Origin of the sequence: Streptomyces sp. bgisy159 (genome assembly GCF_965341775.1) — a bacterium.
In the GTDB taxonomy this organism is placed as follows: Bacteria; Actinomycetota; Actinomycetes; order Streptomycetales; family Streptomycetaceae; genus Streptomyces.
The window spans coordinates 55621-79202 of record NZ_CBDQZH010000025.1 but is presented as its reverse complement, the minus strand read 5'-3'; the positions used below and the strand labels follow the sequence as shown (position 1 = coordinate 79202).

General features: G+C 72.3%; 20 protein-coding genes. 4 read left to right on the top strand and 16 right to left on the bottom strand.

Features of this window, described 5'->3' with window-relative positions:
- Positions 1-168: 168 nt before the first annotated feature.
- The 6 genes from ACSLTV_RS23175 to ACSLTV_RS23150 form a co-directional block, all read right to left on the bottom strand.
- The gene (locus ACSLTV_RS23175; RefSeq protein WP_435612811.1) at positions 169-1461 is read right to left on the bottom strand and encodes a TIGR02679 family protein; all 1293 of its coding nucleotides are present in this window, start codon (positions 1459-1461) and stop codon (positions 169-171) included.
- The gene (locus ACSLTV_RS23170; protein WP_432157284.1) at positions 1458-5600 is read right to left on the bottom strand and encodes a TIGR02680 family protein; all 4143 of its coding nucleotides are present in this window, start codon (positions 5598-5600) and stop codon (positions 1458-1460) included. Before ACSLTV_RS23170 ends, ACSLTV_RS23175 begins: the two co-directional genes overlap by 4 nt.
- Positions 5597-6943 carry a TIGR02678 family protein gene (locus ACSLTV_RS23165; protein WP_432157285.1) on the bottom strand — a complete coding sequence of 449 codons (1347 nt, stop codon included), beginning with the start codon at positions 6941-6943 and terminating at the stop codon, positions 5597-5599. Before ACSLTV_RS23165 ends, ACSLTV_RS23170 begins: the two co-directional genes overlap by 4 nt.
- Positions 6940-8472 (bottom strand): TIGR02677 family protein, encoded by a 1533-nt coding sequence (locus tag ACSLTV_RS23160; RefSeq protein WP_435612810.1) that lies wholly within the window; start codon positions 8470-8472, stop codon positions 6940-6942. Before ACSLTV_RS23160 ends, ACSLTV_RS23165 begins: the two co-directional genes overlap by 4 nt.
- Before the next feature lie 424 nt (positions 8473-8896).
- Complete coding sequence (locus ACSLTV_RS23155) at positions 8897-10225, bottom strand: class I SAM-dependent RNA methyltransferase (RefSeq protein WP_432136351.1); 1329 nt, start codon at positions 10223-10225, stop codon at positions 8897-8899.
- Positions 10226-10315: 90 nt separating this feature from the next.
- Positions 10316-12367, bottom strand: coding sequence for an APC family permease (locus tag ACSLTV_RS23150; RefSeq protein ID WP_432136350.1), 2052 nt, complete (start codon positions 12365-12367; stop codon positions 10316-10318).
- 227 nt (positions 12368-12594) lie between these two features.
- Here ACSLTV_RS23150 and ACSLTV_RS23145 point away from each other — a divergent pair, with 227 nt between their 5' ends.
- Both ACSLTV_RS23145 and ACSLTV_RS23140 read left to right on the top strand, forming a co-directional pair.
- Positions 12595-13263, top strand: a complete 669-nt coding sequence (locus ACSLTV_RS23145) for a potassium channel family protein (protein WP_432136349.1) — start codon at positions 12595-12597, stop codon at positions 13261-13263.
- Entirely contained in the window at positions 13263-13940 is a 678-nt protein-coding gene (locus ACSLTV_RS23140; RefSeq protein ID WP_432136348.1) for a potassium channel family protein, read from the top strand. Before ACSLTV_RS23145 ends, ACSLTV_RS23140 begins: the two co-directional genes overlap by 1 nt.
- A gap of 143 nt (positions 13941-14083) precedes the next feature.
- Here the strand turns inward: ACSLTV_RS23140 and ACSLTV_RS23135 are convergent, their stop codons facing one another.
- The 6 genes from ACSLTV_RS23135 to ACSLTV_RS23110 all read right to left on the bottom strand — a co-directional run bounded on the left by ACSLTV_RS23135 (position 14084) and on the right by ACSLTV_RS23110 (position 18444).
- Positions 14084-14803, bottom strand: coding sequence for a DUF3159 domain-containing protein (locus tag ACSLTV_RS23135; protein WP_432136347.1), 720 nt, complete (start codon positions 14801-14803; stop codon positions 14084-14086).
- A gap of 3 nt (positions 14804-14806) precedes the next feature.
- A complete protein-coding gene (locus ACSLTV_RS23130; protein WP_432136346.1) occupies positions 14807-15205 on the bottom strand; it encodes an OB-fold nucleic acid binding domain-containing protein in 399 nt (132 codons plus the stop codon).
- Between the two features lie 395 nt (positions 15206-15600).
- Entirely contained in the window at positions 15601-16299 is a 699-nt protein-coding gene (locus ACSLTV_RS23125) for an ABC transporter ATP-binding protein (RefSeq protein WP_435612809.1), read from the bottom strand.
- 249 nt (positions 16300-16548) lie between these two features.
- The gene (locus tag ACSLTV_RS23120) at positions 16549-17310 is read right to left on the bottom strand and encodes a DUF3710 domain-containing protein (RefSeq protein ID WP_432136344.1); all 762 of its coding nucleotides are present in this window, start codon (positions 17308-17310) and stop codon (positions 16549-16551) included.
- Between the two features lies 1 nt (position 17311).
- Positions 17312-17863, bottom strand: a complete 552-nt coding sequence (dut, locus tag ACSLTV_RS23115) for a dUTP diphosphatase (RefSeq protein WP_432136343.1) — start codon at positions 17861-17863, stop codon at positions 17312-17314.
- On the bottom strand, positions 17860-18444 hold the full coding sequence (locus ACSLTV_RS23110; RefSeq protein ID WP_435612808.1) for a PaaI family thioesterase: 585 nt from the start codon (positions 18442-18444) through the stop codon (positions 17860-17862). The genes dut and ACSLTV_RS23110 overlap by 4 nt, the downstream gene beginning before the upstream one ends.
- Before the next feature lie 112 nt (positions 18445-18556).
- On the opposite strand from ACSLTV_RS23110, the gene ACSLTV_RS23105 reads away from it, so the two are divergent.
- Entirely contained in the window at positions 18557-19015 is a 459-nt protein-coding gene (locus ACSLTV_RS23105; RefSeq protein ID WP_432136341.1) for a DUF3093 domain-containing protein, read from the top strand.
- Positions 19016-19028: 13 nt separating this feature from the next.
- On the opposite strand, the gene ACSLTV_RS23100 is transcribed toward ACSLTV_RS23105, so the two are convergent.
- The 4 genes from ACSLTV_RS23100 to ACSLTV_RS23085 all read right to left on the bottom strand — a co-directional run bounded on the left by ACSLTV_RS23100 (position 19029) and on the right by ACSLTV_RS23085 (position 22689).
- Complete coding sequence (locus ACSLTV_RS23100; protein ID WP_435612807.1) at positions 19029-20072, bottom strand: hypothetical protein; 1044 nt, start codon at positions 20070-20072, stop codon at positions 19029-19031.
- Between the two features lie 13 nt (positions 20073-20085).
- Positions 20086-20382: a DUF4193 domain-containing protein gene (locus tag ACSLTV_RS23095; RefSeq protein ID WP_003993510.1), complete on the bottom strand. Its 297-nt coding sequence runs from the start codon at positions 20380-20382 to the stop codon at positions 20086-20088.
- A 394-nt stretch (positions 20383-20776) separates the two neighbouring features.
- Entirely contained in the window at positions 20777-22030 is a 1254-nt protein-coding gene (locus ACSLTV_RS23090; protein WP_432136339.1) for a sensor histidine kinase, read from the bottom strand.
- 5 nt (positions 22031-22035) lie between these two features.
- Entirely contained in the window at positions 22036-22689 is a 654-nt protein-coding gene (locus tag ACSLTV_RS23085) for a response regulator transcription factor (RefSeq protein ID WP_432136338.1), read from the bottom strand.
- 417 nt (positions 22690-23106) lie between these two features.
- On the opposite strand from ACSLTV_RS23085, the gene ACSLTV_RS23080 reads away from it, so the two are divergent.
- Positions 23107-23280, top strand: coding sequence for a hypothetical protein (locus ACSLTV_RS23080; protein ID WP_432136337.1), 174 nt, complete (start codon positions 23107-23109; stop codon positions 23278-23280).
- Positions 23281-23582: the final 302 nt, after the last annotated feature.

Here is a 23582-nt window from a genome sequence, read left to right as displayed (position 1 = left end):
GGGTACGGCGAGATCCGCCGGGGAAGCCGTGTGCAGGCCGAGCGGCTTGTCGGGGTGGTCCGCGACGCCGAGTTCGTCACATGAAAAGCGAGACGAGTAATCGCAGGTCAGCGTGTGTCCGCCGCCGCTCCGAACGGCCACTCGTCCACCTGGAGCGTCAAAGAGGCGTCACGACCAGTCAGGCCGACGCCTCTGCTGAGCCGCACCAGCGAGATCTTTCAACAACACCTCCGCCACCAGCTCCTCGACCACGGCGACGCCGTGCTCCGCCATGTCATCGGCCAGGTCGAGATCCCAGGGCGCTTGGGTGATGCGTCCCGGCTGAGGACCGCCTGGGTTGAGGGCGACCGCGGCACGATAGTCCGCTGCCGTCATGCGCCAGGGACGCGCCGGCGTCTTGTCCAGGACGTAGGCGGCGATGCGGACGCCTTCTCCGTCGAAGTCGCCGTGGTAGCGAAGAGCCGCTCCGTGGTCCGCGAGCATGCGCAGGAGCTGGATCGCGGCGCTGTTGGGCCAGCCGGACGTACAGACGAGCGGCGGGCAGCAGGGCCCGAAGCGGCGTAGGGCCAGTGCCAGGACGCTGGGGTTCTCCACGACGTGGACGACGGGTACAGGGGCCGCGGAAAGGATGAACTCGCCCGGGTACCGGACGTGGGCGAGGGTCAGGCAGGCGGCCTGGCCGGCCTCCGCGCACGCCGTGGCCACCTGGGCGAGCAGTCCGTCGCCGGCCGGGCGAAGACCGCCGACGAGAACGGTGGCGGACAGCTCGTCGTCGGCGACTCCCGCGCGGGCCCACAGGGCGCGCCGCTGCGCGGCGGACTGCGGCGGGACGGTGTCGTACAGGGTCGCCAGGGCGCGCAGGACGAGTGCGGACAGGGGTGTGCCGTCGTCGAGTGCGTGCGTCCGGCCGCTGAGGACCCGGGCGGCGAAGACGGGCAGGGGTTCTGCCTGGCCGGGCAGTTCGGCGAGCACCTTGAGCGCGTCCGTGAGCAGCGTACGGGTCTGCTCCACCGAGCCGCCGACCACGCCGGCTGCCCGGCAGCCGGCGGCCCAGTCGGAGAGCGCCGGCTGGGCCCTCACCGTCTCGTGCCCGGCCAGCCAGGTCCACAGCTCGGCCCGCTCGTCCTGCCGGCGGCGCCGCTCGCCGGCTCTGTCGCCGAGGGGGCCGACCAGTTCGCTGACGATGTCTCGTACGGTGCGGCCGGAGAGTTCGGTGACGGCCTCCTCCAGGCGGGTCAGGGGGACAAAGGGACGTGCGTCCGGCAGACGGTCGAGGCCCAGGAGGTCGGCGAGCGCCTCGCGCTGGGTGTCGTCGAGCGGTCCGAGGCGCACCCGTGTGACGGGGCGGCCGGAGGAGAGGCGGCTGTGGAGCGTGTCCCAGAGGGGGCGGAGTTCGGGGCGGCGCAGGGTGGCCTCGCCCGGGGCCGGTTCCGTGGGCATCCTCGCGTCGGCGCTGGTCATTCCACCTCCAGGTCGACGCCGTTCCAGACGAAGCGGGCGCTGGTGACCGCGTCGTCGTCCCCGCCGGTGAGGAGTTGGTGGACGGCGATGCCGGGCAGTTCGCCGTAGGTGCACCATTCGTGGTCGGAGGTGACCATGAGGTCCAGGTCGAGGGCGGTGAGCAGCGCGAAGACCTGTCCGCGGTTGACCGTGTCGACTCCGACGAAGACCTCGTCCAGCAGGATCGGCCGGGGTGCCAGGGGCACGGCCTCGTAGTGGGCGGCGACGGCGGCGAAGAGGGGCAGGTGCAGTGCGATGGCCTTCTCTCCGCCGGAGAGCGCGCCGTGCAGCTTCTTGGTCAGCGGCTGCCATCCGGTCCCGTTCGCCCGGTCGAGGCGGACGGTGAAGCGGTGCCAGGCGGTGTAGTCGAGCACCTCGCCGAGCTGTTCCTCCCAGCTCGCGGCCGTCTCACTGCCCTTGGCCTCCTCGATGCGGGCACGGAAGAAGACGTGCAGCGCCTCCCGGTCGCTCTCGGTGACCCGGCCGGGGTCCTTGAGCAGCAGCTGACGGGCGGTGCGGGTGCTGTCCGGAAGGTCCGGGCGGACGTCCCAGACGAGTTGGACGGCGACGTCGGAGGCGGTGCGGACCCGCTCCAGGTGCCCGTTCATGCGGTCGACGAGTTCACCGGCCTGGCGGATGCGGGCCGCGAGGTGGCGGCGGATGTCGCCCGTGAGGATCTGGTCGAACAGGCGCCGCTCGGCGGCCGTGATGTCGTCCCGGCTGCGGTCGCGCTCCTGGGTGAGCGTGCTGAGCAGGCCCGTCGCCCCCACCCGTACGCCGTCCAGGGTGGCGGTGAAGAGCTGGATGTCGTCGTCGGGTTCCAGGTCCAGATCGGCACGGGTGCCGAGGCGCCGGCGGGCCTCGTGGACCGCTTCGGACAGGCGGGTCGCGGCGTCGCCCAGGTTGCGTGGGGCGTGCGGGAGGTCCGGCCACTTCGCCGCCGTGGCGCGGGCGGCCTCCAGGGTGGCCTTGGTGCCGTCCCCGGCGTCGAGTGCCGGTGTGATGCCGGCGTCCTCGGCCAGCCCGGCCAGACACAGGTGCCGGAACCGGCGCGCCGCTGCGTCCCTGGTCGCGACGGCCTGTTCCCGTCGTTCGGCGTCCTGGCCGCTGGTGGCCCGCAGTTCTCCGACCTGTCCTTCCAGACGCAGCAGGAGTTCGGCGGCCCGGCCGGCCTCCTCACGGCAGCTGCGCAGCTCGGCGCGCGCCTCGGCGAGGCGTGCGACGATCTGCCGGTAGTCCGCGCCGACGGTGGCTTCCACTGCCTCCAGGCGCGCTTTCAGCCCCGTTGCCTCCGCTTCGGTGGCGGCCGCGTCCTCGGCGCGTTCCTCTGCGGTCCGGCGCGATCGGGCCGCCTGGGCGGCCCGCTGGCGGGACTGGTCGGTGGCGGCGGTCGCGGCGAGCCGGGCGTCCACCCAACCGTCGGCGGTGTTCCGGAACCTGTCGATGGCGTCGGAGAGCGTACGCAACCGGGCGCGATCGGTGGGCAGTCCGTGTTCGGCGGCTCGTCGGTCGAGCGTGCGCAGAGCGGCCGCCACCTCCCTCTCGCACCGCGCCAGTCGTCCGGCGACGTCACGCACGGCGTCGTCCCGGGCCGCCACGGTGTCCTCCGCGCGGTCCCGGTCACGCCGCCGGGCGTCGAGTTCCCGGTGGTCGGGTCGGGCGGCGCGGTCGGCGTCCAGCCGGGCGCGGCGAGCGGCGAGGCCACGCAGCCGGTCGTCGAGTGCGGCGAGGGAGGCGTTCGTCTCGCCGATACGGTCGGTCAGTTCGCCGATCATGCGCTGCCGGGCACGCTGACGTGCCAGGGCGCCGATGTGAGCCGGCTCCGGTTTGCTCCAGGTGCCGGTGGCGAGCGCGAGACGCCAGGCGCCGTCGGCGGAGACGGCCGCGGGGTGCCCGCCCGGCAGAGTGGGGCCGTAGGCGATGCCCGCGAGGATGCGGGTCACGGTGTCGGCCGGGACGGGGATGCCCTCCTCGGGCCGCAGCACCTCCAGCAGGCTTGGCCCCGGGGCGGTCGCGGCCAGGGCGGCTTCGGCGCGCGTGTCGTGACCCGGCAGTGTGATTCCGTCGTAGGGACCGACCCAGGCGTCCAGGAGACCCGACGCCTCCAGTGCGGCCTCCACCGCGGACTGGACGGGCAGCGGGACGCCTTCACGGAAGGCGACCACGCGCCACAGGGGTGCTCCCGCCGTCTCCGTACGGACGGCGGTGCGGGTGGGCGGGGGCCCGGGCGGCAGGTCGGTTTCACCGCTCAGCCGTCGTAGCTGCTCCTCCAGTCGGCTCCGCTCGTCCCGCAGGCCCTGGCGTGCGGCCCGGGTGGTGGCCTCCGCCTCGGCGATCTCCTGTTCCGGCGGGCGCGCGGCGGCTTCGGTCAGGGCTGTCACCTCGGCCTCCGCCGCTGCTGTGGCAGCGAGTGCGTCGAGGTCGGTGATGCGCAGTTCCGTGCAGTCCTCGGCCCAGGCGAGCAGGCGTTCCGCCTGTGCGGCGAGGGCATCGTCCCAGGCGGCGGACGCCTCGTCCCGCCGGGCGATCGCCTCCGCGAGACGGGTGCGGGCCTGGTCCAGCAGTTCCTCGGCGGCGCCCCGGTCGCGTACGGCGCGATCGTGCTCGTCGATCGCCTCGGTGACGAGGGTGACCTGCTGCCGTCGGGCGGTGTCCGCGCCGCGCACCAGTCGACGGGCCTGTCGCGCCGCGTCCCCGGCCGCCGTGCGCGGGACGCCGCCCTGGTCTCGTCCCGGGGTTGGCGGGAGGGCCACCGCGGGCTCCGCCGCGTCGAGGACCGTCCTCACCTCGTGGTGGATGGACTCCAGCCCTGCTGCCCGAGCCGCCCGGTGTGCTTCCCCGGCGGCCTCGCGCGCGTGCTCGCCCAGTGTGCGGGCGTGGTGCGCCGCCTCCTCGGCGTGCCGCTGGTCCTCCTCCGACCGGACCTGAGCGGCCTGAGCGGCGGATCGCTGCCTCCCGGCGGCGGCTGCCACGTCTTCGGTACGGCGGCGGAGCCGGTCGAGTTCCTCGCCCTGCCGGTACGCGTCACTCTCGCGCAGGCCCTCGACGATCTCGTCCAGCGCGTGCGAGCGCGACTCCAGTTCCTCGCGCCGGTCCTGGGTCGACCGCCGTTCCGCCAGCGCCTGTTCGAGTTCGTCGGCGCTCCGGCGGGCGACGCGGGTGAGGTTGTCCAGCTCGGTCGTGGCCGAGATGAGCGCGGCGGAACCCGCGCGCAGGACCCGCCGCGCGTAGGCACGCTGCCGGGACGCGACGGTCTCGGCGGCCGTCACCTCGTCGTCCAGCCGCTTGAGGTGTTCGCGCTGCCGGTCGAGCCGCTCGAAGCCCTCGGCGAGTTCGGCGATCTCCGCCTCGCCCAGCGGGGGCAGGGCACGGGACAGCAGGGTGGAGAGCAGCGACGGGTCGAGCCGCTCCGACAGTTTGGGCTGACGCAGCTGGAGCAGCGCGGACAGCAGCGACTCGTACCGCTGCTCCCCCATCCCCGCGAAGAGTTCACGCCGTACGGCCGTGCGGTAGTCGGTGGCCGAGGCGTGGACGTCGCCGCGGTCGCGCAGGGCTTCGGCGAGGGCGGCCCGGGTCAGTGGCTGTCCCGCGTCGTTGACGAGGAGCACACCGCCGGGGTGGGCGATTCTGGAGCCGGTGGTGAAGTAGTCGGCGTGCACCGTGCTGGTGTGCACGCTGGCCTGAAGGCGCGCCCCGCAGCCGAACCACCGCTCGGTGCCGTCGTCGCCGACGCGGCGGAACTCCATCCACACGTAGCCGACGCGGGTCTTGCCGGAGGCGCCCTCGCCCAGCAGGTTCCAGTGCATGGTGCGTTCCGAACCACCGAACGTGGACAGGCGGTTGGGGCGCAGGCTGGCGTCGAAGAGGAACGGCAGCAGCAGTTCCAGGGCCTTGGACTTGCCCGAGCCGTTCTGGCCGCGGAGCAGCAGGCGGCCCTGGTGGAAGGTGAACGTCTCGTCGTAGTAGCGCCAGACGTTGAGGATGCCGGCGCGGTGGGGCTGCCAACGGCTGCCGGCGGCGTCCGCCGCTCGGGCGGCCCCTGCCGGAGCCGGTTCGGTGGGCTCCGGCCGCCGGGGGAGGGGAAGCTCGGTCACGCTCACTGCTGGTCTCCTTCTGCGGCGACGCCCTCGGCAGCCGTGCCGACCGCCGCCCGGGGGGCGGCGGCGTCCGCTGCCGGTCCGGGCTCGTCGTCCCGGTCCCCACTCGTCGTCCGTGTCAGGCGGTAGCGGTGGGCGGCCGGGCACGCCACGACCCGCCCCCCGGTCCGGCGGGCCAGGCCGACGTCCTGCAGGACGCCTACGGCGTCGTCGGACAGCCGGGCCGCGCCGTCCTCGGACTGGTACGCCCTGGCCCACCGCGGGAAGCGCCGCAGCAGGTCCGCTCCGGCCTCGGCGAGCTGCTCGGGCAGCAGCCCGGCGGGCGCGGCGCACAGCGGCTCCAGGAGGAGCAGCGCGGCGACCCGGGCGGTGGACGTGTCGTCGGGGAAGCGGACGTCGGTGGCGAGCCCGTCCGGGTCCACGAGCAGGAAGCCCTCGGCTCGTTCCTCCAGCAGGAAACCGGCCTGCTCGACCGAGCGGCGCAGGATCTGGCGTCCTGTGAGGGAGGTGACGTACGCCAGCTCGTCGTCGGTGAGGTCCGTCCGGTACAGCACGGGGTCGTCGAAGAGGCGGCGCAGCACCGAGTGGCGCAGCCTCAGGTTGCGTTGCGCGTCCGTGGCGGCCCGCTCGCCGTGCGCCTCGTCCGCCGTGCCGTCGGCGACCGCGCCGCCGTAACGGCGCTCCCGCACCAGACCGGTGAGGAGTTCCCCGAACCGCGCGGGCACCTCGTCCGGGGGTACGGCGAGCCGGGAGGCGCCGACGGGCGCGGCGGGCAGCCGCATCAGCAGCGTGGTGTCCACCCGGTAGAGGACCTTCGCCTCGGCCGACTCGACGTACGCCTCGGTGGTCCCGTCGACCGCGCGCAGCACGTCGTACGACTCCAGCAGTTTCAGGACGTCGACGAACGCCATCCGCTCCGGCTTGTGCACCGGGTCGAACGCGGTCAGCGCCGGGTCGGCCGCCGTGGCCTGCACGACACGGTCGGCGAGCATGCCGATGGTCGTCATCGGTATGGACAGCAGCTCGGCGGCGGTCACGCACAGCAGCACGTAACGCCGGCGGTCGAACGGGGCCCGGCCGGAACGGGCCCTGCGGGCCGGCCGGGTGCCGTCCGGGTCGGCGCGGACCTTGGTGAGGCGGGCGTAGCCGCGGCGCGGTTCCACCACCAGGCTCCAGCCGCAGGTGTAGTCGAACCACTGGGCCAGCGGCTCGCGGCGGCGGCGTACGAGTTCGAAGCCGGCCGGGTCGGTGGCTTCGGTCAGCAGCGGCCGGGCCAGCAGGAGGCGGATGGCGCGGGCCACCTGCTCCCGTTCCGCGGCGGCGAGTTGGTTGGCGAGGGTGCTCATCCGGCTGCCTCCCGCCGCGCGGCGCCCGGTCGTGGGAGGGGGCTCGCTCCGCCGACCGCTGTGATGCGTACGACGTAGTCCGGTCCGGCGAGTGTGCCCTTAGTGGTGCGCAGCACGGCGGTGCGCTCGTCGGGAGGCGGGGACAACGCGATCTCCACCCGGCCGTCACCCGTCGTGGCGCGGCGTGAGCCGGTCGTGTCCGGCCGGGCGGCCAGGGCCCGGCCGACCAGGTCGAGCAGCCGCTCGAAAACGGCGGGATCCAGGGTGCCGAAGGAGGACAGACGCACGGGGCCGTCCGTCCGCAACGCCTGCCAGGCACGGGCGAGTTCCGTCCGCTCCGCGCGGGCCCGCTCCGCGCGCTCGGCCCTGACGGCCGTGACGTCCCGCACCCTGGCGGTGCGGGTGAAGCGCTCCGTCCGTCCGCTGGTCCGCAGCAGAGCCGACACCTCCACGGGCGGGGCCTCGGCCCAGGAACGGGACGACGGGATCAACTCCGGGTCCGGGTGGGCGAGGTGGGCGTGGCGCGCCGGGCCGAGTCCGAAGGCGGCCGACCACAGCCGGTGCAGGTCTTCCTCCGCCGGGGCGGCGGCGAACCAGCGCGCCAGCTCCCGGAAGTCCTGTACGGCGCTGGAGGAGCGGCGCCGTGACTCGTTGATCCGCTCCAGGACCTGCAGCAGCGAGACGATGGCGCGCCGGGCGATGTCGTGCAGCTGCTCGATCCGGGGGCGTGCCCCGTCGTCCGGCAGGAACCACGCCCGCAGGCCCGCCCACCGCGCCCGTCTGCTCTCCAGCCAGCCGGCCGCGGGGTCCTCACCGGCGACCGGGGGCAGTTCGGCCCCGCGCAGGGCGCGCTCGCGCAGCACGGCGGTCCCCCGCTCCTCCACCCGGGCCACGGCGGCGGCGACCGCCTGTCCGCGCCGGTCGAGGTTGACCAGGAACTCCTGCAGATAGGCGACGGTGGCGGCCTTGACCTCGCGGAAGACCTCCAGGTCCGCCCCCTCGGCGCGCAGGAGGCGCTGCAGTTCGCCGTTGAACGCCTTGGTGTTCTCCACCAGGGCCTCCAGATGCGCCTCCAGCTCGCGCAGCGTGCTGAAGATCCGCCGGTCGGCGGAGGCGGGTTCGCCGGACAGCAGGCACAGGTCGTCCAGGCGGTCGGCGATGGCCTCCAGCACGGCCGTCTGCAACGCCCCGGTGGAGGCCAGCACCTCAAGGGCGTGCCGCACTCCGGCGAGAGCCGCCTCGCCCCGGCGGGTCAGCGAGTACTGGAGGTTGCGCCGCTCGTACTCCTCGGCCGTGCGGTAGTTCTCGGCGTGGTTGTGCACGACGTCGAGGAGTTCCCACTTCACGAGCCGGGTGAGCGCGTCGTGCAGTTCCGCGTCGTCGACATCCGCCACCCAGCCCACCAGGCGCAGTCGCTCGCGTACCGCGTCGGGCCCCAGTGTGGTTTCGAGGTGCTCGCCGGCCACGCCGAAGGCGTCCAGCACCGCCCCGTTCAGGTCGGCCTTCTCCCCCGTCGTGAACCGGAACATCTCCGGTGGCACCCTGCGCACGCCCGTCGTCCCTCCCCACCGCCCCGCGGCATCGGTGATCTCCACCGTAGAGGGTGGCACCGACATCACGGGCCGTGTCCGGGAAGAGGGGTGTGCGCCCCGGTCTGCCGGGGAATGGGCGGTGACCGGCCTCCCGCGGGCGCGGGCGGTGGCCCAGCGTGACCGTGGACACCGGTTCCGCCCCCAGCTCGCCGAAATCGCCCGGAAATCGGTTGCGTTTCGTTCGAGTTCCCGCAAAGCCAGCCTTCGGGAGCACGTCTTCCACCCAGCAGGATCTGCACGACCAGTGAGGTGACACACCATCAGAACGAGCGTCAATTGAGCGTCACAAGCGTGATTTCAGCGTGAAGATATCGCCCGTAACACCCACACCACACATAATGCGCACGGAAGAAAGCGCAGGTCAGGAGCGCTTCGCGGCCGGTTCGAGGATCGCGACACACTCAACGTGGTGCGTCATCGGAAACAGATCGAACACCCGCACCGTCCGTACCCGGTACCCCCCGTCCCGGAAGTACCCCAGGTCCCGGGCCAGCGCCGCCGGGTCGCAGGCGACGTAGGCGATGCGGCGGGCGCTCAGGGACGTCAGGTGTTCGACGGTGGCGCGGCCGGCGCCGGCGCGGGGCGGGTCGAGGACGATGAGGTCGACCTCCGTGATGCCGGTACGCGGGAGGACGGACTCGACCTTGCCCTGTTCGATGCGGACCCGGGGGAAGCCGGCGAGGTTGTGCCGCGCGTCCTCGACCGCGCGCTTGCCGGACTCGATGCCGAGCACCGCGCCCTTCTCGCCGAGCCGGTCGGCCAGCGCGCCGGCGAAGAGGCCGACGCCGCAGTAGAGGTCGAGGGCCGTCTCGCCCTTGCGGGGCAGCAGGCCCTGCATCACGGCGGTCACCAGGGTGTCCGCCGCCTTCGGGTGGACCTGCCAGAAGCCGCCGCTGCCGACCCGGTAGGTACGGCCGTCCGCACGCTCGCGGACGAAGGGGCGGCCGTGGACGCGGTGGACGCCGCCGTCCTTCTCCCCGACGCGCATGACGGACACCGGCCGGTCCAGTTCCACGATCGGCAGCCGTTCGCCCGGCTTCGGGGTGAGGATGACCTGGCGGTCCTGGGACCCGGTGGCCGCGATCGCCTCGACGGTCTCCATGCCGGTCCAGTCCCGTTTCTCGACGCCCAGCTCGCTGACGCCCTCGGCGGCGATCAGGCAGTGGTCGACCGGCTCGACCTCGTGCGAGCGGTGCCGGCGCAGTCCGGCCCGGCCCTCGGCGTCCACCGCGTACTGCACCCGCGTACGCCACTGCGGCACCTGCCCGGCGGGCAGCTTGTCGCCCTCCGCCGGCATCACCGTGCCGTCCCAGCCGGCCTCCTCGGGCGTGAGGCCCGCGAGCCGGCGCAGCTGCTCGGCGACGACCTCGCCCTTCATCCGGCGCTGCGCGCCCGGCTTGGCGTGCTGCCAGTCGCAGCCACCGCAGCGGCCCGGACCGGCGTACGGGCAGGGTGCCTCGACGCGGTCCTTGGACGCCTCCAGCACCCGCACCGCGTCCGCGCGCAGGAACCGGGCGCCCTCCTCACCCTCGGTGACCCGGGCGACGACCCGCTCACCGGGCAGCGTGTGCCGCACGAACAGCACCTGGCCGGCCTCGGTGCGGGCGATGCAGTGGCCGCCGTGGGCGACGGGACCGACCTCGACCTCGTACTCCACGCCCACCAGCGACTTCTTCGGTTCTGCCTGCATGGCGGGGTGACTCCAGATCGAGAGGGGGACGGCGTCCGGGAACGCGGACCGCGGCGACGAGGGCGTACGGACCGACAACAGCCCACCAGTCTACTTCCGCGACGACGGCTTCTTCGCCGCCTCCTCCGTCGCGGGGCCACGCCGCACCGAGCCGGGCGCGTTCCACTCCGCCTGCCTGCGGGCGCGCCGCTTGGCGGCCTCGGAGGACTGCAGCTGGTACGGCACCGAGGTGACCATGACGCCCGGCGTGAACAGCAGCCGGCCCTTGAGCCGGAGGGCGCTCTGGTTGTGCAGCAGATGCTCGTACCAGTGGCCCACCACGTACTCGGGGATGATCACCGACACCGCGTCGCGCGGCGACTGGCGGCGCAGGCTCTTGACGTAGTCGATGACGGGCCGGGTCACCTCGCGGTAGGGCGAGTCCAGGACCTTCAGCGGTACGTCGATGCCGCGCCGCTCCCACTCGGCGCGCAGCGCCTTCGTCTCGGCCGGGTCCACGTTGACGCTGAGCGCCTCCAGGCTGTCCGAGCGCAGCAGCTGGGCGTAGGACAGGGCGCGCAGCGTCGGCCGGTGGATCTTGGAGACCAGCACGATGGAGTGGAGCCGGGAGGGGCGGATCGTGTCGTCGCTGGGCTCCTCGGGCGCCGCGATCTCCTCGGAGACCCGGTCGTAGTGCTTCCGGATCGCGGTCATGGTCACGTAGAAGATCACCATGCCGAGCAGGGACACCCAGGCGCCGTGCTCGAACTTGGTCACCAGGACGACGACCAGCACCAGGCCGGTGAAGAAGGCGCCGAACGCGTTGATGGCCCGGGAGCGGACCATACGGCGGCGCTGCCCCGGGTCGGTCTCGCCGGCCAGGTGGCGGTTCCAGTGCCGGACCATGCCGGTCTGGCTGAGCGTGAAGGAGACGAAGACGCCGACGATGTACAGCTGGATGAGGCGGGTGGAGTCGGCGTTGTAGATGACGGTCAGCAGTGCCGCGGCGCCCGCGAGCAGCACGATGCCGTTGGAGAAGGCGAGCCGGTCGCCGCGGGTGTGCAGCTGGCGCGGCAGGTAACGGTCCTGCGCGAGGATCGAGCCGAGCAGCGGGAAGCCGTTGTAGGCGGTGTTGGCGGCGAGGAACAGCACCAGCGCGGTGGCCGCCGCGAGCAGGACGAAGAAGAAGCTGCCCTTGCCGAAGACGGCGGCGGCGACCTGGGAGATCACCGGGTCCTGGACGTAGTCGGCGCCCACCGGGACACCGCCGCGGAGCAGGTCGGCGGCCGGGTTCTCCGCCATGTGGACGTCAGTGGCCAGGGCCAGGGCGATGATGCCGCAGAACATGGACACCGCGAACAGGCCCATCAGGGCCAGCGTGGTCGCCGCGTTCCTCGACTTCGGCCTGCGGAACGCGGGTACGCCGTTGCTGATCGCCTCGACGCCGGTGAGCGCGGCGCAGCCGGAGGAGAACGAGCGCAGCAGCAGGAAGACGAGTGCGAACCCGGCCAGGCCCTGCTGTTCGGGCTCGATGTGCAGCTCGGCGGTGGGGGCCTGCATGGTGTCGCCCAGCACCAGGCCGCGGAAGGCCCCCCATGCGATCAGCAGGAACACGCTGGTGACGAAGACGTACGTGGGAATGGCGAAGAGTTTGCCGGACTCCTTCACGCCGCGCAGGTTCATCAGCGTGAGCAGCACGATGATGGCGACGGCGCACAGCGCCTTGTGCTCGACGAAGAACGGCACGGCCGAGCCGAGGTTCTCGACGCCGGAGGAGATCGACACGGCGACCGTGAGCACGTAGTCCACGAGCAGGGCACTGGCCACGGTCAGTCCGGCCCGCGGGCCGAGGTTGGTGTTCGCGACCTCGTAGTCGCCGCCGCCGCTGGGGTAGGCGTGCACGTTCTGCCGGTAGGACGCCACCACGGTGAACATCAGGATGACGACCGCGACGGCGATCCAGGGGGCGAAGTGGTAGGCCGACACGCCCGCGATCGACAGGACCAGCAACACCTCCCCGGGCGCGTAGGCCACGGAGGACAGCGGGTCGGAGGCGAAGACGGGGAGTGCGATGCGCTTCGGCAGGAGCGTTTCTCCGAGCCGATCACTGCGCAGTGCGCGCCCGATCAGAATTCGCTTGGGCACGTCGGTCAGTTTGGACACAACAGAGGATCGTAAGCCTTCGAACAGACGGCGGCACACCGCCCCGCCCGCACCGTCCCCGCGCCGGCTCCGGCGCCCCCGAGTGGGACCATGACGCGGCATCACCGGCATGATGGTCACTGACGGCCGTCATGGCGGCCGCACATGTTGCCCGACGAGCCGGAAGAGAAAAATGAGCGGGACGTTTGCCCAGGTCAGAGGCCCTGCGGGAAGTGTGGTGTAAGTCCGTGCACATTGTCATCATGGGCTGCGGCAGAGTGGGCTCCGCCCTCGCCCAGAACCTCGAGCAGCAGGGGCACACGGTCGCCGTGATCGACCAGGACCCCACCGCGTTCCGCCGTCTCGGCTCCTCCTTCGGCGGACGGCGGGTCACCGGCGTGGGCTTCGATCAGGACACCCTGCGGGAGGCGGGCATCGAGGAGGCCGGTGCCTTCGCCGCGGTCTCCAGCGGCGACAACTCCAACATCATCGCGGCCCGGGTGGCCCGCGAGATGTTCGGCATCGAGAACGTGGCCGCCCGGATCTACGACCCCCGGCGCGCCGAGGTGTACCAGCGGCTGGGCATCCCCACGGTCGCCACCGTGCGCTGGACCGCCGACCAGATGCTGCGCCGGCTGCTGCCGTCCGGCGCCGAGCCGCTGTGGACGGACCCCACCGGGGGTGTCCAGCTGGCGGAGGTGCACACCTCCACCGCATGGGTCGGACACAAGATCAGCACGCTGCAGGAGGAGACGGGCGTCCGGGTGGCGTTCCTGACCCGGCTCGGTGAGGCGATCGTGCCCAGCTCGCAGACGGTGCTGCAGGAGGGCGATCTGGTGCATGTGATGATGCGGTCGGACGAGGTCGAGCGGGTCGAGGCGGCGTTCGCCAAGGGCCCTGAGGAAGGCGGTCACTGATGAGGGTCGCCATTGCCGGAGCCGGCGCGGTGGGCCGCTCGATCGCGGGCGAGCTGCTGGAGAACGGCCACGAGGTCCTGCTCATCGACAAGGCGCCGACCGCGATCTCGGTCGAGCGCGTCCCGCTGGCGGAGTGGCTGCTCGCCGACGCCTGCGAGATCACGTCCCTGGACGAGGCGGCGTTGCAGCGCTGCAACGTGGTGATCGCCTCCACGGGCGACGACAAGGTCAATCTCGTCGTCTCCCTGCTGGCGAAGACGGAGTACGGCGTCCCGCGGGTCGTCGCCCGGGTGAACAACCCGAAGAACGAGTGGCTGTTCAACGAGTCCTGGGGCGTGGACGTCGCCGTGTCGACCCCGCGTCTGATGTCCGCCCTGGTCGAGGAGGCGGTGAGCGTCGGCGACCTGGTCCGGCTGCTCCGCTTCAGCCACGGTGACGCCAACCTCGTCGAACTGACCCTGCCCGAGGAGTCGGCCCTGGCCGGCACCCAGGTCGGCGAGGTGGAGTGGCCGGAGGACACCTCGCTGGTCACCATCATCCGCGGCACCCGGGTCCTCACCCCGTCCCCCGCCGACTCCCTGGAGGCGGGCGACGAACTCCTCTTCGTGGCCGCCCAGGCCCGCGAGGAGCAGCTGGAGGACCTGCTGTCGGTCCGGCGCGCGGACGCGACCGACTGACACACCTCCGCGGCGCTCGCCGTGCGAACGGACGGACGGACGCCGAGGGCGCCCTGGTCTCCCAGGGCGCCCTCGGCGTTTGCGCGGTCGGCCGGCTTGTGTCACCGGGTCTCTGTCACCCGGCCACGCTCACCCGGCCACGCTCACTCGGCCGGCTTCGCCGCGGCCTCCTCCCGCTCGGCCTTCTCCGCCGCCTCCATCTCCGCGAACACGTCGATGGGCGCGGGCGCCTTCGCCAGGAACACCCAGGTCAGCCAGACCGCGAGCAGGAACGGCGGGATCTTCAGGGCGATCAGGACCCAGCCGAGCTGGGTGGTGTCGGCCCACCAGTACAGCGGGAAGAGGATCGCGCACTTGGCGAGCAGGATCAGGCCCCAGGCCCAGCTGGCCTTCGCGTACGCCTTCTTGCGGCCGGGGTTGCGGGTGCGCCAGGAGAGGTTCTCCTTGAAGACCGGGCCGAGGATCACCCCGATCAGCGGGACCCCGCACAGCGTGGTGACGATGTAGGCCAGCGCCAGGCCCAGCGTGTAGAGCATGCCGGGAAGGTAGAAGTCCTTGGCGTTGCCGGTCATCATCGCGAAGACGACGCCGAAGGCGACGCCGAAGACCCCGCTGAAGGCGTGCTTGACGGTGTCCTTCATCGCCAGCCGCACCACGACCAGGACCAGCGACACCGCGAGCGCGGCGATCGCGGACATGTGCAGGTCCTTGTTGACCGTGTAGATCGTGACGAAGAGGAGCCCGGGCACCACCGTCTCGACCATGCCCCGGACCCCGCCGAAGGCCTCGAACAGCGCGGCCTCCGTCACCGCCCGGGCGTCGTCCGCTTCCGTGTCCTGCGTCGACTTGTCGAGCGACGTCACCGGCTACTCCCTACCGAGGGGTCTCAGTTCGTACTTCGGGTTGAACAGCACCCGGCGGCCTCTGCTCATCGAGATCCGGCCCGACGCGATCAGTCGCCGCCCGGGCTCGATCCCCACGATGGAGCGCCTGCCGAGCCACACCACGTCCAGCGCGGCGGAACCGTCGAACAGCTCGGCCTCCAGGGCCGGGACTCCCGCGCGCGGCCGCAGCGTGACCGTGCGCAAGGTACCAGTAACCGTCACTATCTGCCGGTCCTGGCAGTCACCGATGCGTGTACAGCCGGCCGTCTCGGCGTCCTCCCGCAGCTCCTCGGACTCCAGGTCCTCCTGCGACGAGGAGAGCCGGTCGAGCATGCGGCGGAAGCGACCCGCCGGCTTGTCGGAACGAGGAACGGCACTCATATCTGAAGCGTACCGGGGTGCACCGCTCCCGCCGTAGCCCCGGTCACCACCCCGGACGGGCTGACGTTCGAAGCGGTGGCCCGCCCCCGGCCCGGTGCCCTTCCAGCACCGCCGCCTGCTCGTCGGAGGAGTGCCGGGCCGACAGCACCGGGATCGGCGCCCGCGTGCGAGTACGTGCGTGCCCGAAGGCCGGAGACCAGGGCGCACGGTCCGCGACGCGTGGCCGATCAGGAGCACCCGGGTGACGAAGCCTGCCCTCCGCACCGTACTCCCACCCCCGCGGCCCCGGCCGCCTTACGGCGCGGCGAAGGACCTGGGCGCCTGCGGCCTGCACGACCAGCACGGCCGCCCGCCCCCCGCTCCGCACGGCCCACGAGACGGCAGCCGACAGGGCCCTACCCGTCCTCCCCCCGGATCTCCCCGTCGCGCAGCTCCAGAACGCGGTCGGCCAGGTCGAGCAGGTTCGCGTCGTGCGTGGCGACCAGGGCGGTGACCTGTTCGCTGCGCACGACCGCGCGCAGCAGCTCCATGACCGAGTGGCCCGTCTCCGCGTCCAGCTGGCCGGTGGGCTCGTCGGCGATCAGCAGCGACGGGCTGTTGGCGAGGGCCCGGGCGATGGCCACCCGCTGCTGCTGGCCGCCGGAGAGCTCGGTGGGCCGCTGTGCCGCGTGATCGGCCAGGCCCACCAGCGACAACAGCAGCTCGACGCGCTCCTCGCGCTCGCGCACGTCGGCCCGGCGCATCCGCAGCGGCACCCCCACGTTCTCGGCGGCCGTGAGGATCGGGATCAGCCCGAACGACTGGAAGACGAAGCCGACGCGGTCCCGGCGCAGGGCCAGCAGGCCGTCCTCGCCGAGCTCGGACAGGTCCGTGCCGTCGACGGTGATCCGGCCCCCGTCCGGTGTGTCGAGTCCGCCGACGAGGTTGAGCAGTGTCGTCTTGCCGGAGCCCGAACGGCCCTTGAGCGCGACCAGTTCCCCGCGCGGGATGTCGAAGGAGACCCCGCGCAGCGCGTGGACGGCGGCGGCTCCCTCCCCGTACGACTTGTGGACGTTGTCCACCCGGACCATGGTCTCGGTGGCGACCTGGCTCATCTGTCCTCCCCTGTTCCCCCGTGGCCGGGCGTCAGTATCGCGATCTTCCGCCCGGCCCTCAATGGTTCGTCCACTCGGGATTGTTGCTCGGGGCCGCCCCGCGCGTGAGTGCCTTCCGGGCGACGACGGGGAGCGGTGCAGGCCGGCCGGTCGCGCAGGGTCAGCGCACCGGTGCCGTTCACGGAGGCGCGGGCGTGCAGAAGGGCCGCACCCGGGGGTGCGGCCCTCCACGCTTTCGCTGTGACAGTCCTAGCGGACCTCGGTGATCTCCGGCCCGCGCTGCAGCTGCCCCATACCGCCGGAGAAGCGGGAGCCCTCCTCCTGCTGGACACCCTCCGGCACCATCTGTGCGTCGTTCGGCAGCTTCAGGACGATCGGATCGCGCGGGGCCATCGGGCCCTCGCCGCGAACCACGACGGTGTCCCGGAAGATCTGCTCCAGCAGTCCGGCGGCCTGCGGCTGCACCGCGCCCTGGCCCGAGATGACACCACGCAGGAACCAGCGCGGACCGTCCACGCCGACGAACCGCACGACGTGGAAGCCGCTCGTGCCGTCCGGCAGTTGCACCGGGACCTGAGCCCGCAGCTCCCAGCCCAGGGGACCCTCGACCTCGTCGATGATGCCGCCCTGCTGGGTGATGCCCGAGCCGATCTCCTCGCGCACCTCGCCCCAGATGCCCTCGCGCTTGGGCGCGGCGAAGGCCTGCAGCTGGATGGCGCTGTCCCGTAGCACCACGGTCGCCGCGACGATCGCGTCGCCCGCGACCTCGACCCGGAGCTCCATGCCGTCGACTCCCGGCACGAAGAGACCACCCAGGTCGACGCGGCCCTCGCCGGGCTCGCTCACCTCCGAGCTGTCCCAGGGCCCGTCGGGCCGCGGTTCGGGCTCCAGACGCACGCGCTCGCGCGCGCCCTCTTCGTCGTCCGCCTCGGTGTCGACGCTGTCGACGACCTGCTCGGCCTCGCCGGCCGCGCCCTCGGCGGCATCCTTCTTCTTGCGACGTCCGAACACGTCACTGTCCTTCCCGGTCTGATACGACCGAAGCGTATCGATACCCACCCGCTGTGCCGCCTTCGGCGGCCTGACCGCTTGTGCTGTTCGTTCCCGCCACGGCGGCATGGCCGCCGGTGGACCCGAAGCCCCCCGCGGCCCGCGCCGAGTCGGGAAGCTCCGCGACCTCCTGGAAGCGGACCCTCTCGACCTGCTGGACGACCAGTTGGGCAATCCGGTCGAAGCGCTCGAACCGCACGGACTCGCGCGGGTCGAGATTCACCACGATCACCTTGATCTCCCCACGGTACCCGGCATCAACCGTCCCCGGGGCATTCACGAGGGCGACGCCGCACCGGGCGGCGAGCCCCGACCGGGGATGCACGAAGGCCGCGTACCCCTCGGGCAACGCCACAGCGACCCCCGTGGGCAGCACCGCCCGCTCCCCCGGCGCCAGTTCGCAGGCCTCGGTGGTGCGCAGATCCGCCCCCGCGTCACCGGGGTGCGCGTACGTCGGAAGCGGTACCTCCGGGTCGACGCGGCGGACGAGCAGATCGAGGGGGGCACGGCTCACGGGTTCACCTCGAAGGCGCGGGCCCGCCGGACCTGGTCCGGGTCGCTCATGGCGGCCCGGATCTCCTCCTCGCGGCCGTGGTGGACGAAGTGCTCCACCGCAACCTCGACGAAGAGCGCGTCGGCGCGCACCGCGACGGGCCCGTCAGGGCCGCCGATCCGCCCGGTGGCGGTCGAGTAGATCTTCCGTCCGGCCACCGCGGTGACCTCGGCCTCCAGGTGAAGGGTGGTGCCCACCGGCACCGGCCGCGCGAAGTCGGTCTCCAGCCGTCCGGTCACGGCGATCGTGCGCAGCAGCCAGTTCAGGGAGCCCAGCGTCTCGTCCAGGGCGGTCGCCAGCACCCCGCCGTGCGCGAGCCCCGGGGCACCCTGTTGGGCGGGCTGCACGGTGAACTCGGCGGTCACGGTGACACCCTCACCGGCCCGCGCCTGGAGGTGCAGCCCGTGCGGCTGCCCGCCGCCGCACCCGAAACACTGTTCGTAGTGGGCACCGAGGAGTTCACCGGGTACGGGAGCGTCGGGGTGCCGCACCGGCTTCACGGCGCCGGCCGGGGGCTGAAGAGCTGGGGAAGTACCACTCACAGGCGCAGACCTTACCCGCCCGCCCGGCTCCCACCGCCGCCCCCACCCGGCGGTGCTTCGCGCCGGGGCCCTGGTCCCGGCCCGGTCCCGGCACCGTGCCAAGCTTGGCCTCATGCAGCTCTCCGCCACCCCGTACGAAGAACGCCTCACCGCCCCCCGCTCGTGGTGGCTGGTGTCCTTCCTCGTGGGCGTCTCCTTCGCCCTGATCCTGCTGCCGTTCGGCACCCTGCCGCTGCTCGGCGGGCTGGTCGGCGGGACCGCGGCGGCGGCCGTGGTGGCCAGCTCGTACGGCTCGGTCCGCATCCGCGTGGTGGGGGACTCGCTGATCGCCGGTGAGGCGAAGATCCCGGTCCGCGCGCTGGGTGCCACCGAGGTGCTGAGCGGCGAGGAGGCGCGCGCCTGGCGCACGTACAAGGCGGACACGCGCGCGTTCCTGCTGCTGCGCGCCTACATCCCGACGGCGTTGCGCGTCGAGGTCACCGATCCGGACGACCCGACGCCGTACCTGTACCTGTCGACCCGGGAACCGGAGCGGCTGGCGCAGGCGCTGGAGGCCGCCCGCAGGTCCTAGGGCCCCGGCCGCTTCAGAGGGGTCTCTCGATGTCCGCGTCCCCGGACTCGGGCTCGGACTCGGGCATCGCGCCGTCGGGCCCGCCCTGCCGCGGCAGACCGGAGATCTCCTGCAGGGTCACCGGGTGGGCGGGGGCTTCCAGGGGCGGCAGTTCGGGCAGCGCGTCCCAGGGCACCTGGACGGCGCGCAGGTCCCGGCGGACCCTGGCGGCGAGCCGCTTGGTGTCGCGCCGGTTCACCAGCGCGCCCACCGCCGCGCCCACGAGGAAGGGCGTCAGGGTCGGCAGGTCGCGCACCATGCGCTTCATGATCTGCTGCCGCAGTTCGCGCTTCATCCGGCCACCCAGCGCGACGTTGACCGAGGACGGCTTGAGCACGTCGATCCCGCGTTCGCCGGACCACTGGCGCAGATAGGCGGTGCTGCGGTCCTTCAGGTTGCCCGCGGGGCGTACGCCGTAGACCTCGTGGAGTTCGGCGATGAGTTTGAGTTCGATCGCCGCGACGCCGGTGATCTCCGCGGCCAGCTCGGTGGGCATGGCCGGCGGCACGGGCAGCATCGCGGCCGCGCCGACGCCGGCGCCCACGGTGGAGGTGGCGGCGGCCGCACCTGCCACCAGCTTGTCGGCGAGCTGTTCCGGGGTGAGGCCGGGGAACTGGGCCCGCAAGGTCCGAAGGTCCCGTACGGGGATCCTGGGGGCGATCTCGACGATCCGGTCCACGAGGTGGGTCAGCCCCGTCCGGGCTCGGCTGCCGCCCTTGCGGACGCCTTCCCGGGCCAGTCTCGCGGCCGTGCTGCGGACCGCCGCGGCCTTGCCCCGGGCGGTCTGCCTCTCGTGGGTGGTGGGCTCCCCGGCGGCGACGGGATCGGGCGTCGCCTCCGGTGCCGGGCGGTCACCCCGGCCGCCCACCGATTCGAGCGAGGCCTCTCCCGCCGGGAAGGTTCCCGTGCCGGATGAGCCTCGCTCGTCGTCACGCATGCGATGAGGACCGCCGAACGGTCCGTTGTCCGCTCCCGTCGGACGGAAGCGGCGCTTCCGAGGTGGGGTCGAGCCAGTCACGGCCGACCCGGCCTCAGTCGCAGTCGCGGCAGATCGGCTGACCGTTCTTCTCCCGGGCCAGCTGACTGCGGTGGTGCACCAGGAAGCAGCTCATGCAAGTGAACTCGTCCTGCTGCTTGGGCAGCACTCGAACCGCCAGTTCCTCGTTCGAGAGGTCGGCGCCCGGCAGTTCGAGGCCCTCTGCGGCCTCGAACTCGTCGACGTCGACAGCCGAGGCGGACTTGTCGTTCCGCCGGGCCTTGAGCTCTTCGAGGCTGTCGGAGTCGACGTCGTCGTCGGTCTTGCGTGGAGTGTCGTAGTCGGTAGCCATGTCGCTCTCCCCCTCTGGGTGTATGCGGTGTCTCCAGCGCACGTAACGCGTGAGAGGCCGGACTTGTGCCCGACCTGAGGCGGAGATTTTGCCTCACATCAAGGTCTGTTACTCAATCGACACCCAACCGGACCCCTCAAGAGTGATCGGCTTGGATGGCGAACCGGACCGTACACGGTCCCAATGCCGCAGTTCAAAGGCGTCTCACCCTGTACTTCCCGTGATCAGGACACCCGAAAACCCGGATTTTCCGGGCGTTATGGCAGCCTGCTTGATCACGGAGAGTAGATGGCCGGAAATTCGCCCTTGTGATCGATCACACACGGGAAGGCGGGTCGGCAGGTCCGAAAATTCCGCCCAAAGCGAACAGCCCCGTGTGTGTCGCGGCATGATCTCAGAGAGGAAGGGTCACGCGCATCACGAGCCCTCCCCCGTCGCGCGGCTGGGCCGCGATGTGCCCGCCGTGGGCACGCGCGACGGACCGCACGATCGACAGCCCCAGCCCGACGCCCTTGTCGCTGCCGGTGCGCTCCGTGCGCAGCCGCCGGAAGGGCTCGAAGAGGTTGTCGATCTCGTACGCCGGCACGACCGGACCGGTATTGGAGACGACCAGGACCGCCTGGCCGTGCCGGATGTCGGTGGTGACCTCCACCCAGCCGCCCTCGGGGACGTTGTAGCGCACGGCGTTCTGCACGAGGTTCAGGGCGATGCGCTCCAGCAGGACGCCGTTGCCCTGGACGACGGCCGTCGCGCGCTCCCCGCGGATCTCCACGCCCTTGGCCTCCGCCTCGGCGTGCACCTGGTCGATGGCCTGACCGGCCACCTCCGCGAGGTCGACGGGTTTGCGCTCGACGATCTGGTTGTCGCTGCGGGCCAGCAGCAGCAGACCCTCGACGAGCTGTTCGCTGCGCTCGTTGGTGGCCAGCAGGGTCTTGCCGAGCTGCTGCAGCTCCACCGGCGCGTTCGGGTCCGACAGGTGCACCTCCAGCAGGGTGCGGTTGATCGCCAGCGGCGTGCGCAGCTCGTGCGAGGCGTTGCCGACGAAGCGCTGCTGGGCGGTGAAGGCCCGCTGAAGGCGCTCCAGCATGTCGTCGAAGGTGTCGGCCAGCTCCTTCAGCTCGTCGTCCGGCCCGTCCAGCTCGATCCGGCGGGACAGGTCCGATCCGGCGACCGCGCGCGCGGTACGGGTGATCCGGCCGAGCGGGGACAGCACGCGGCCGGCCATCGCGTAGCCGAACGCGAAGGCGATCACCGCGAGCCCGAGCAGGGCGAGGAGGGAGCGGCTGAGGAGGTTGTCCAGCGCCTGCCGGCGCTGGAGGTCGATGCAGCTGCTGATCGCCTCGTTGAAGTCGGTCAGCGTGAGGTTGGTGGCGGCGTTGTTGATCGCCGGGCAGTTGTCGCTGGTGACCTTGAGCGCGCTGGCCCCCGCGATCTTGAACGGGGGCTGGTTGCCCGTGTTGATCGCCTGCGCGGCCAGCAGGTAGATGATCGACAGCAGGAGGATGCCGGCGATCAGGAACATGCCGCCGTACAGCAGCGTGAGCCGTATCCGGATGGTGGGGCGCAGCCAGGGGAAGGGCGGGTCCTGCCGCCGTGGGTCCCAGGTGGGCTTCGGGGGCGCCTGGGGCGGCGCCGGGGTCGCGGCCACGGGGATCAGATCCGGTATCCGGAGCCGGGGACGGTGACGATGACGGGCGGCTCGCCCAGCTTGCGGCGCAGGGTCATGACGGTCACCCGTACGACGTTGGTGAAGGGGTCGGTGTTCTCGTCCCACGCCTTCTCCAGGAGCTGCTCCGCGGAGACGACCGCGCCCTCGGAGCGCATCAGCACCTCCAGGACGGCGAACTCCTTCGGCGCCAGCTGCACCTCCCTGCCGTCGCGGAAGACCTCGCGGCGGTTCGGGTCGAGCTTGATGCCGGCGCGCTCCAGGACGGGCGGCAGGGGGATGCTGGTACGCCGGCCGAGGGCACGCACGCGTGCGATGAGCTCACTGAAGGCAAAGGGCTTGGGGAGGTAGTCGTCCGCGCCGATCTCCAGGCCCTCGACACGGTCGCTGACGTCACCGGAGGCGGTGAGCATCAGCACACGCGTGGGCATGCCCAGCTCGACGATCTTGCGGCACACGTCGTCGCCGTGGACCAGCGGGAGGTCGCGGTCGAGGACGACCACGTCGTAGTCGTTGACGCCGATGCGCTCCAGGGCGGCCGCACCGTCGTACACGACGTCGACGGCCATGGCCTCCCGGCGCAGTCCGGTGGCCACCGCATCGGCGAGCAGCTGCTCGTCCTCGACGACGAGTACGCGCACGTCGCTTGTCCTTCCTGTGTCCACCCGCGTAGCGCCGCAGGAGCGCGCGCGGGCAGGGGTCTGCTTGGGGTGTGGACCTCCATCCTGCCCTTTTCGGCCGTAAGTCGGCAGTAAGGCGGGGTGCTGCGGCCCACCGGCGGGATCCGAGCGCGGGAATGACGGATTTTCTCCGCGGGTTGAGGTTTCCACGGAAGACAGCGGGGGGAGGACGGTTTACACCCCGCGATCACGCTCTGCGTGTGCCGCAGCACCATGCGGTACACGATGATCCGCTTTTCCGCAGAGCGGGCGTGGGTGTCCGGCACCGCCGCCGCCCAGCCCGGGCTGCGCTGGGCACCCTGTCGAGGCGTGATCGCCCCTTCCGAAACGGCACACCCCCGTGCCATCGACCCACGACCCAGGACGAGGGGGCGCAGCATGGACGCATTCACCGCAGGACTTCTGCAGCGCATAAGGGCGACCGAGTCGGACCTGACGAGGGCTCGTGACGAGGGCGACGACTTCCTCGTCGAGGTGGAGCAGGCAGAGCTCGACGACCTGCACCGTCTCGCCGCCGAACACGGTGTGGAGGTCGGTGCGCCCACCGTCTGACCGGCTCGTGCGCACGACAGGGGCCCCGGCGAATCCAGCGCCGGGGCCCCTTCGCGTGTGTCCTGGGGCGGGACGGCCGGCGATCGCCCCTCCGCGAGGCCGACCCGCGGTCGTCGCCCCGTGGGGTCCGCGCCGCCGGCCGCGGCCACCTCGGACACGGCGCCCTCTGTCCGGGCGGTCCGGGGCGTGCCACGGCGGACGGCCCTCGGGTGCGGCGGGCCGGGCGGCGCCCTCCCTCCCGGTGCCTCCCGCGCGGCGGGCCGCCCCGCTGACGCCGCACGCGTCGGCCGCAGCCCGCCGCA

Excerpts from the sequence above, each read along its gene's own strand:
- ACSLTV_RS23175 (WP_435612811.1), bottom strand. The coding sequence starts at position 1,461 with ATGACCAGCGCCGACGCGAGGATGCCCACGGAACCGGCCCCGGGCGAG.
- ACSLTV_RS23165 (WP_432157285.1), bottom strand. The coding sequence starts at position 6,943 with ATGAGCACCCTCGCCAACCAACTCGCCGCCGCGGAACGGGAGCAGGTG.
- ACSLTV_RS23160 (WP_435612810.1), bottom strand. The coding sequence starts at position 8,472 with ATGTTCCGGTTCACGACGGGGGAGAAGGCCGACCTGAACGGGGCGGTG.
- ACSLTV_RS23155 (WP_432136351.1), bottom strand. The coding sequence starts at position 10,225 with ATGCAGGCAGAACCGAAGAAGTCGCTGGTGGGCGTGGAGTACGAGGTC.
- ACSLTV_RS23140 (WP_432136348.1), top strand. The coding sequence starts at position 13,263 with ATGAGGGTCGCCATTGCCGGAGCCGGCGCGGTGGGCCGCTCGATCGCG.
- ACSLTV_RS23130 (WP_432136346.1), bottom strand. The coding sequence starts at position 15,205 with ATGAGTGCCGTTCCTCGTTCCGACAAGCCGGCGGGTCGCTTCCGCCGC.
- ACSLTV_RS23125 (WP_435612809.1), bottom strand. The coding sequence starts at position 16,299 with ATGAGCCAGGTCGCCACCGAGACCATGGTCCGGGTGGACAACGTCCAC.
- ACSLTV_RS23105 (WP_432136341.1), top strand. The coding sequence starts at position 18,557 with ATGCAGCTCTCCGCCACCCCGTACGAAGAACGCCTCACCGCCCCCCGC.
- ACSLTV_RS23095 (WP_003993510.1), bottom strand. The coding sequence starts at position 20,382 with ATGGCTACCGACTACGACACTCCACGCAAGACCGACGACGACGTCGAC.
- ACSLTV_RS23080 (WP_432136337.1), top strand. The coding sequence starts at position 23,107 with ATGGACGCATTCACCGCAGGACTTCTGCAGCGCATAAGGGCGACCGAG.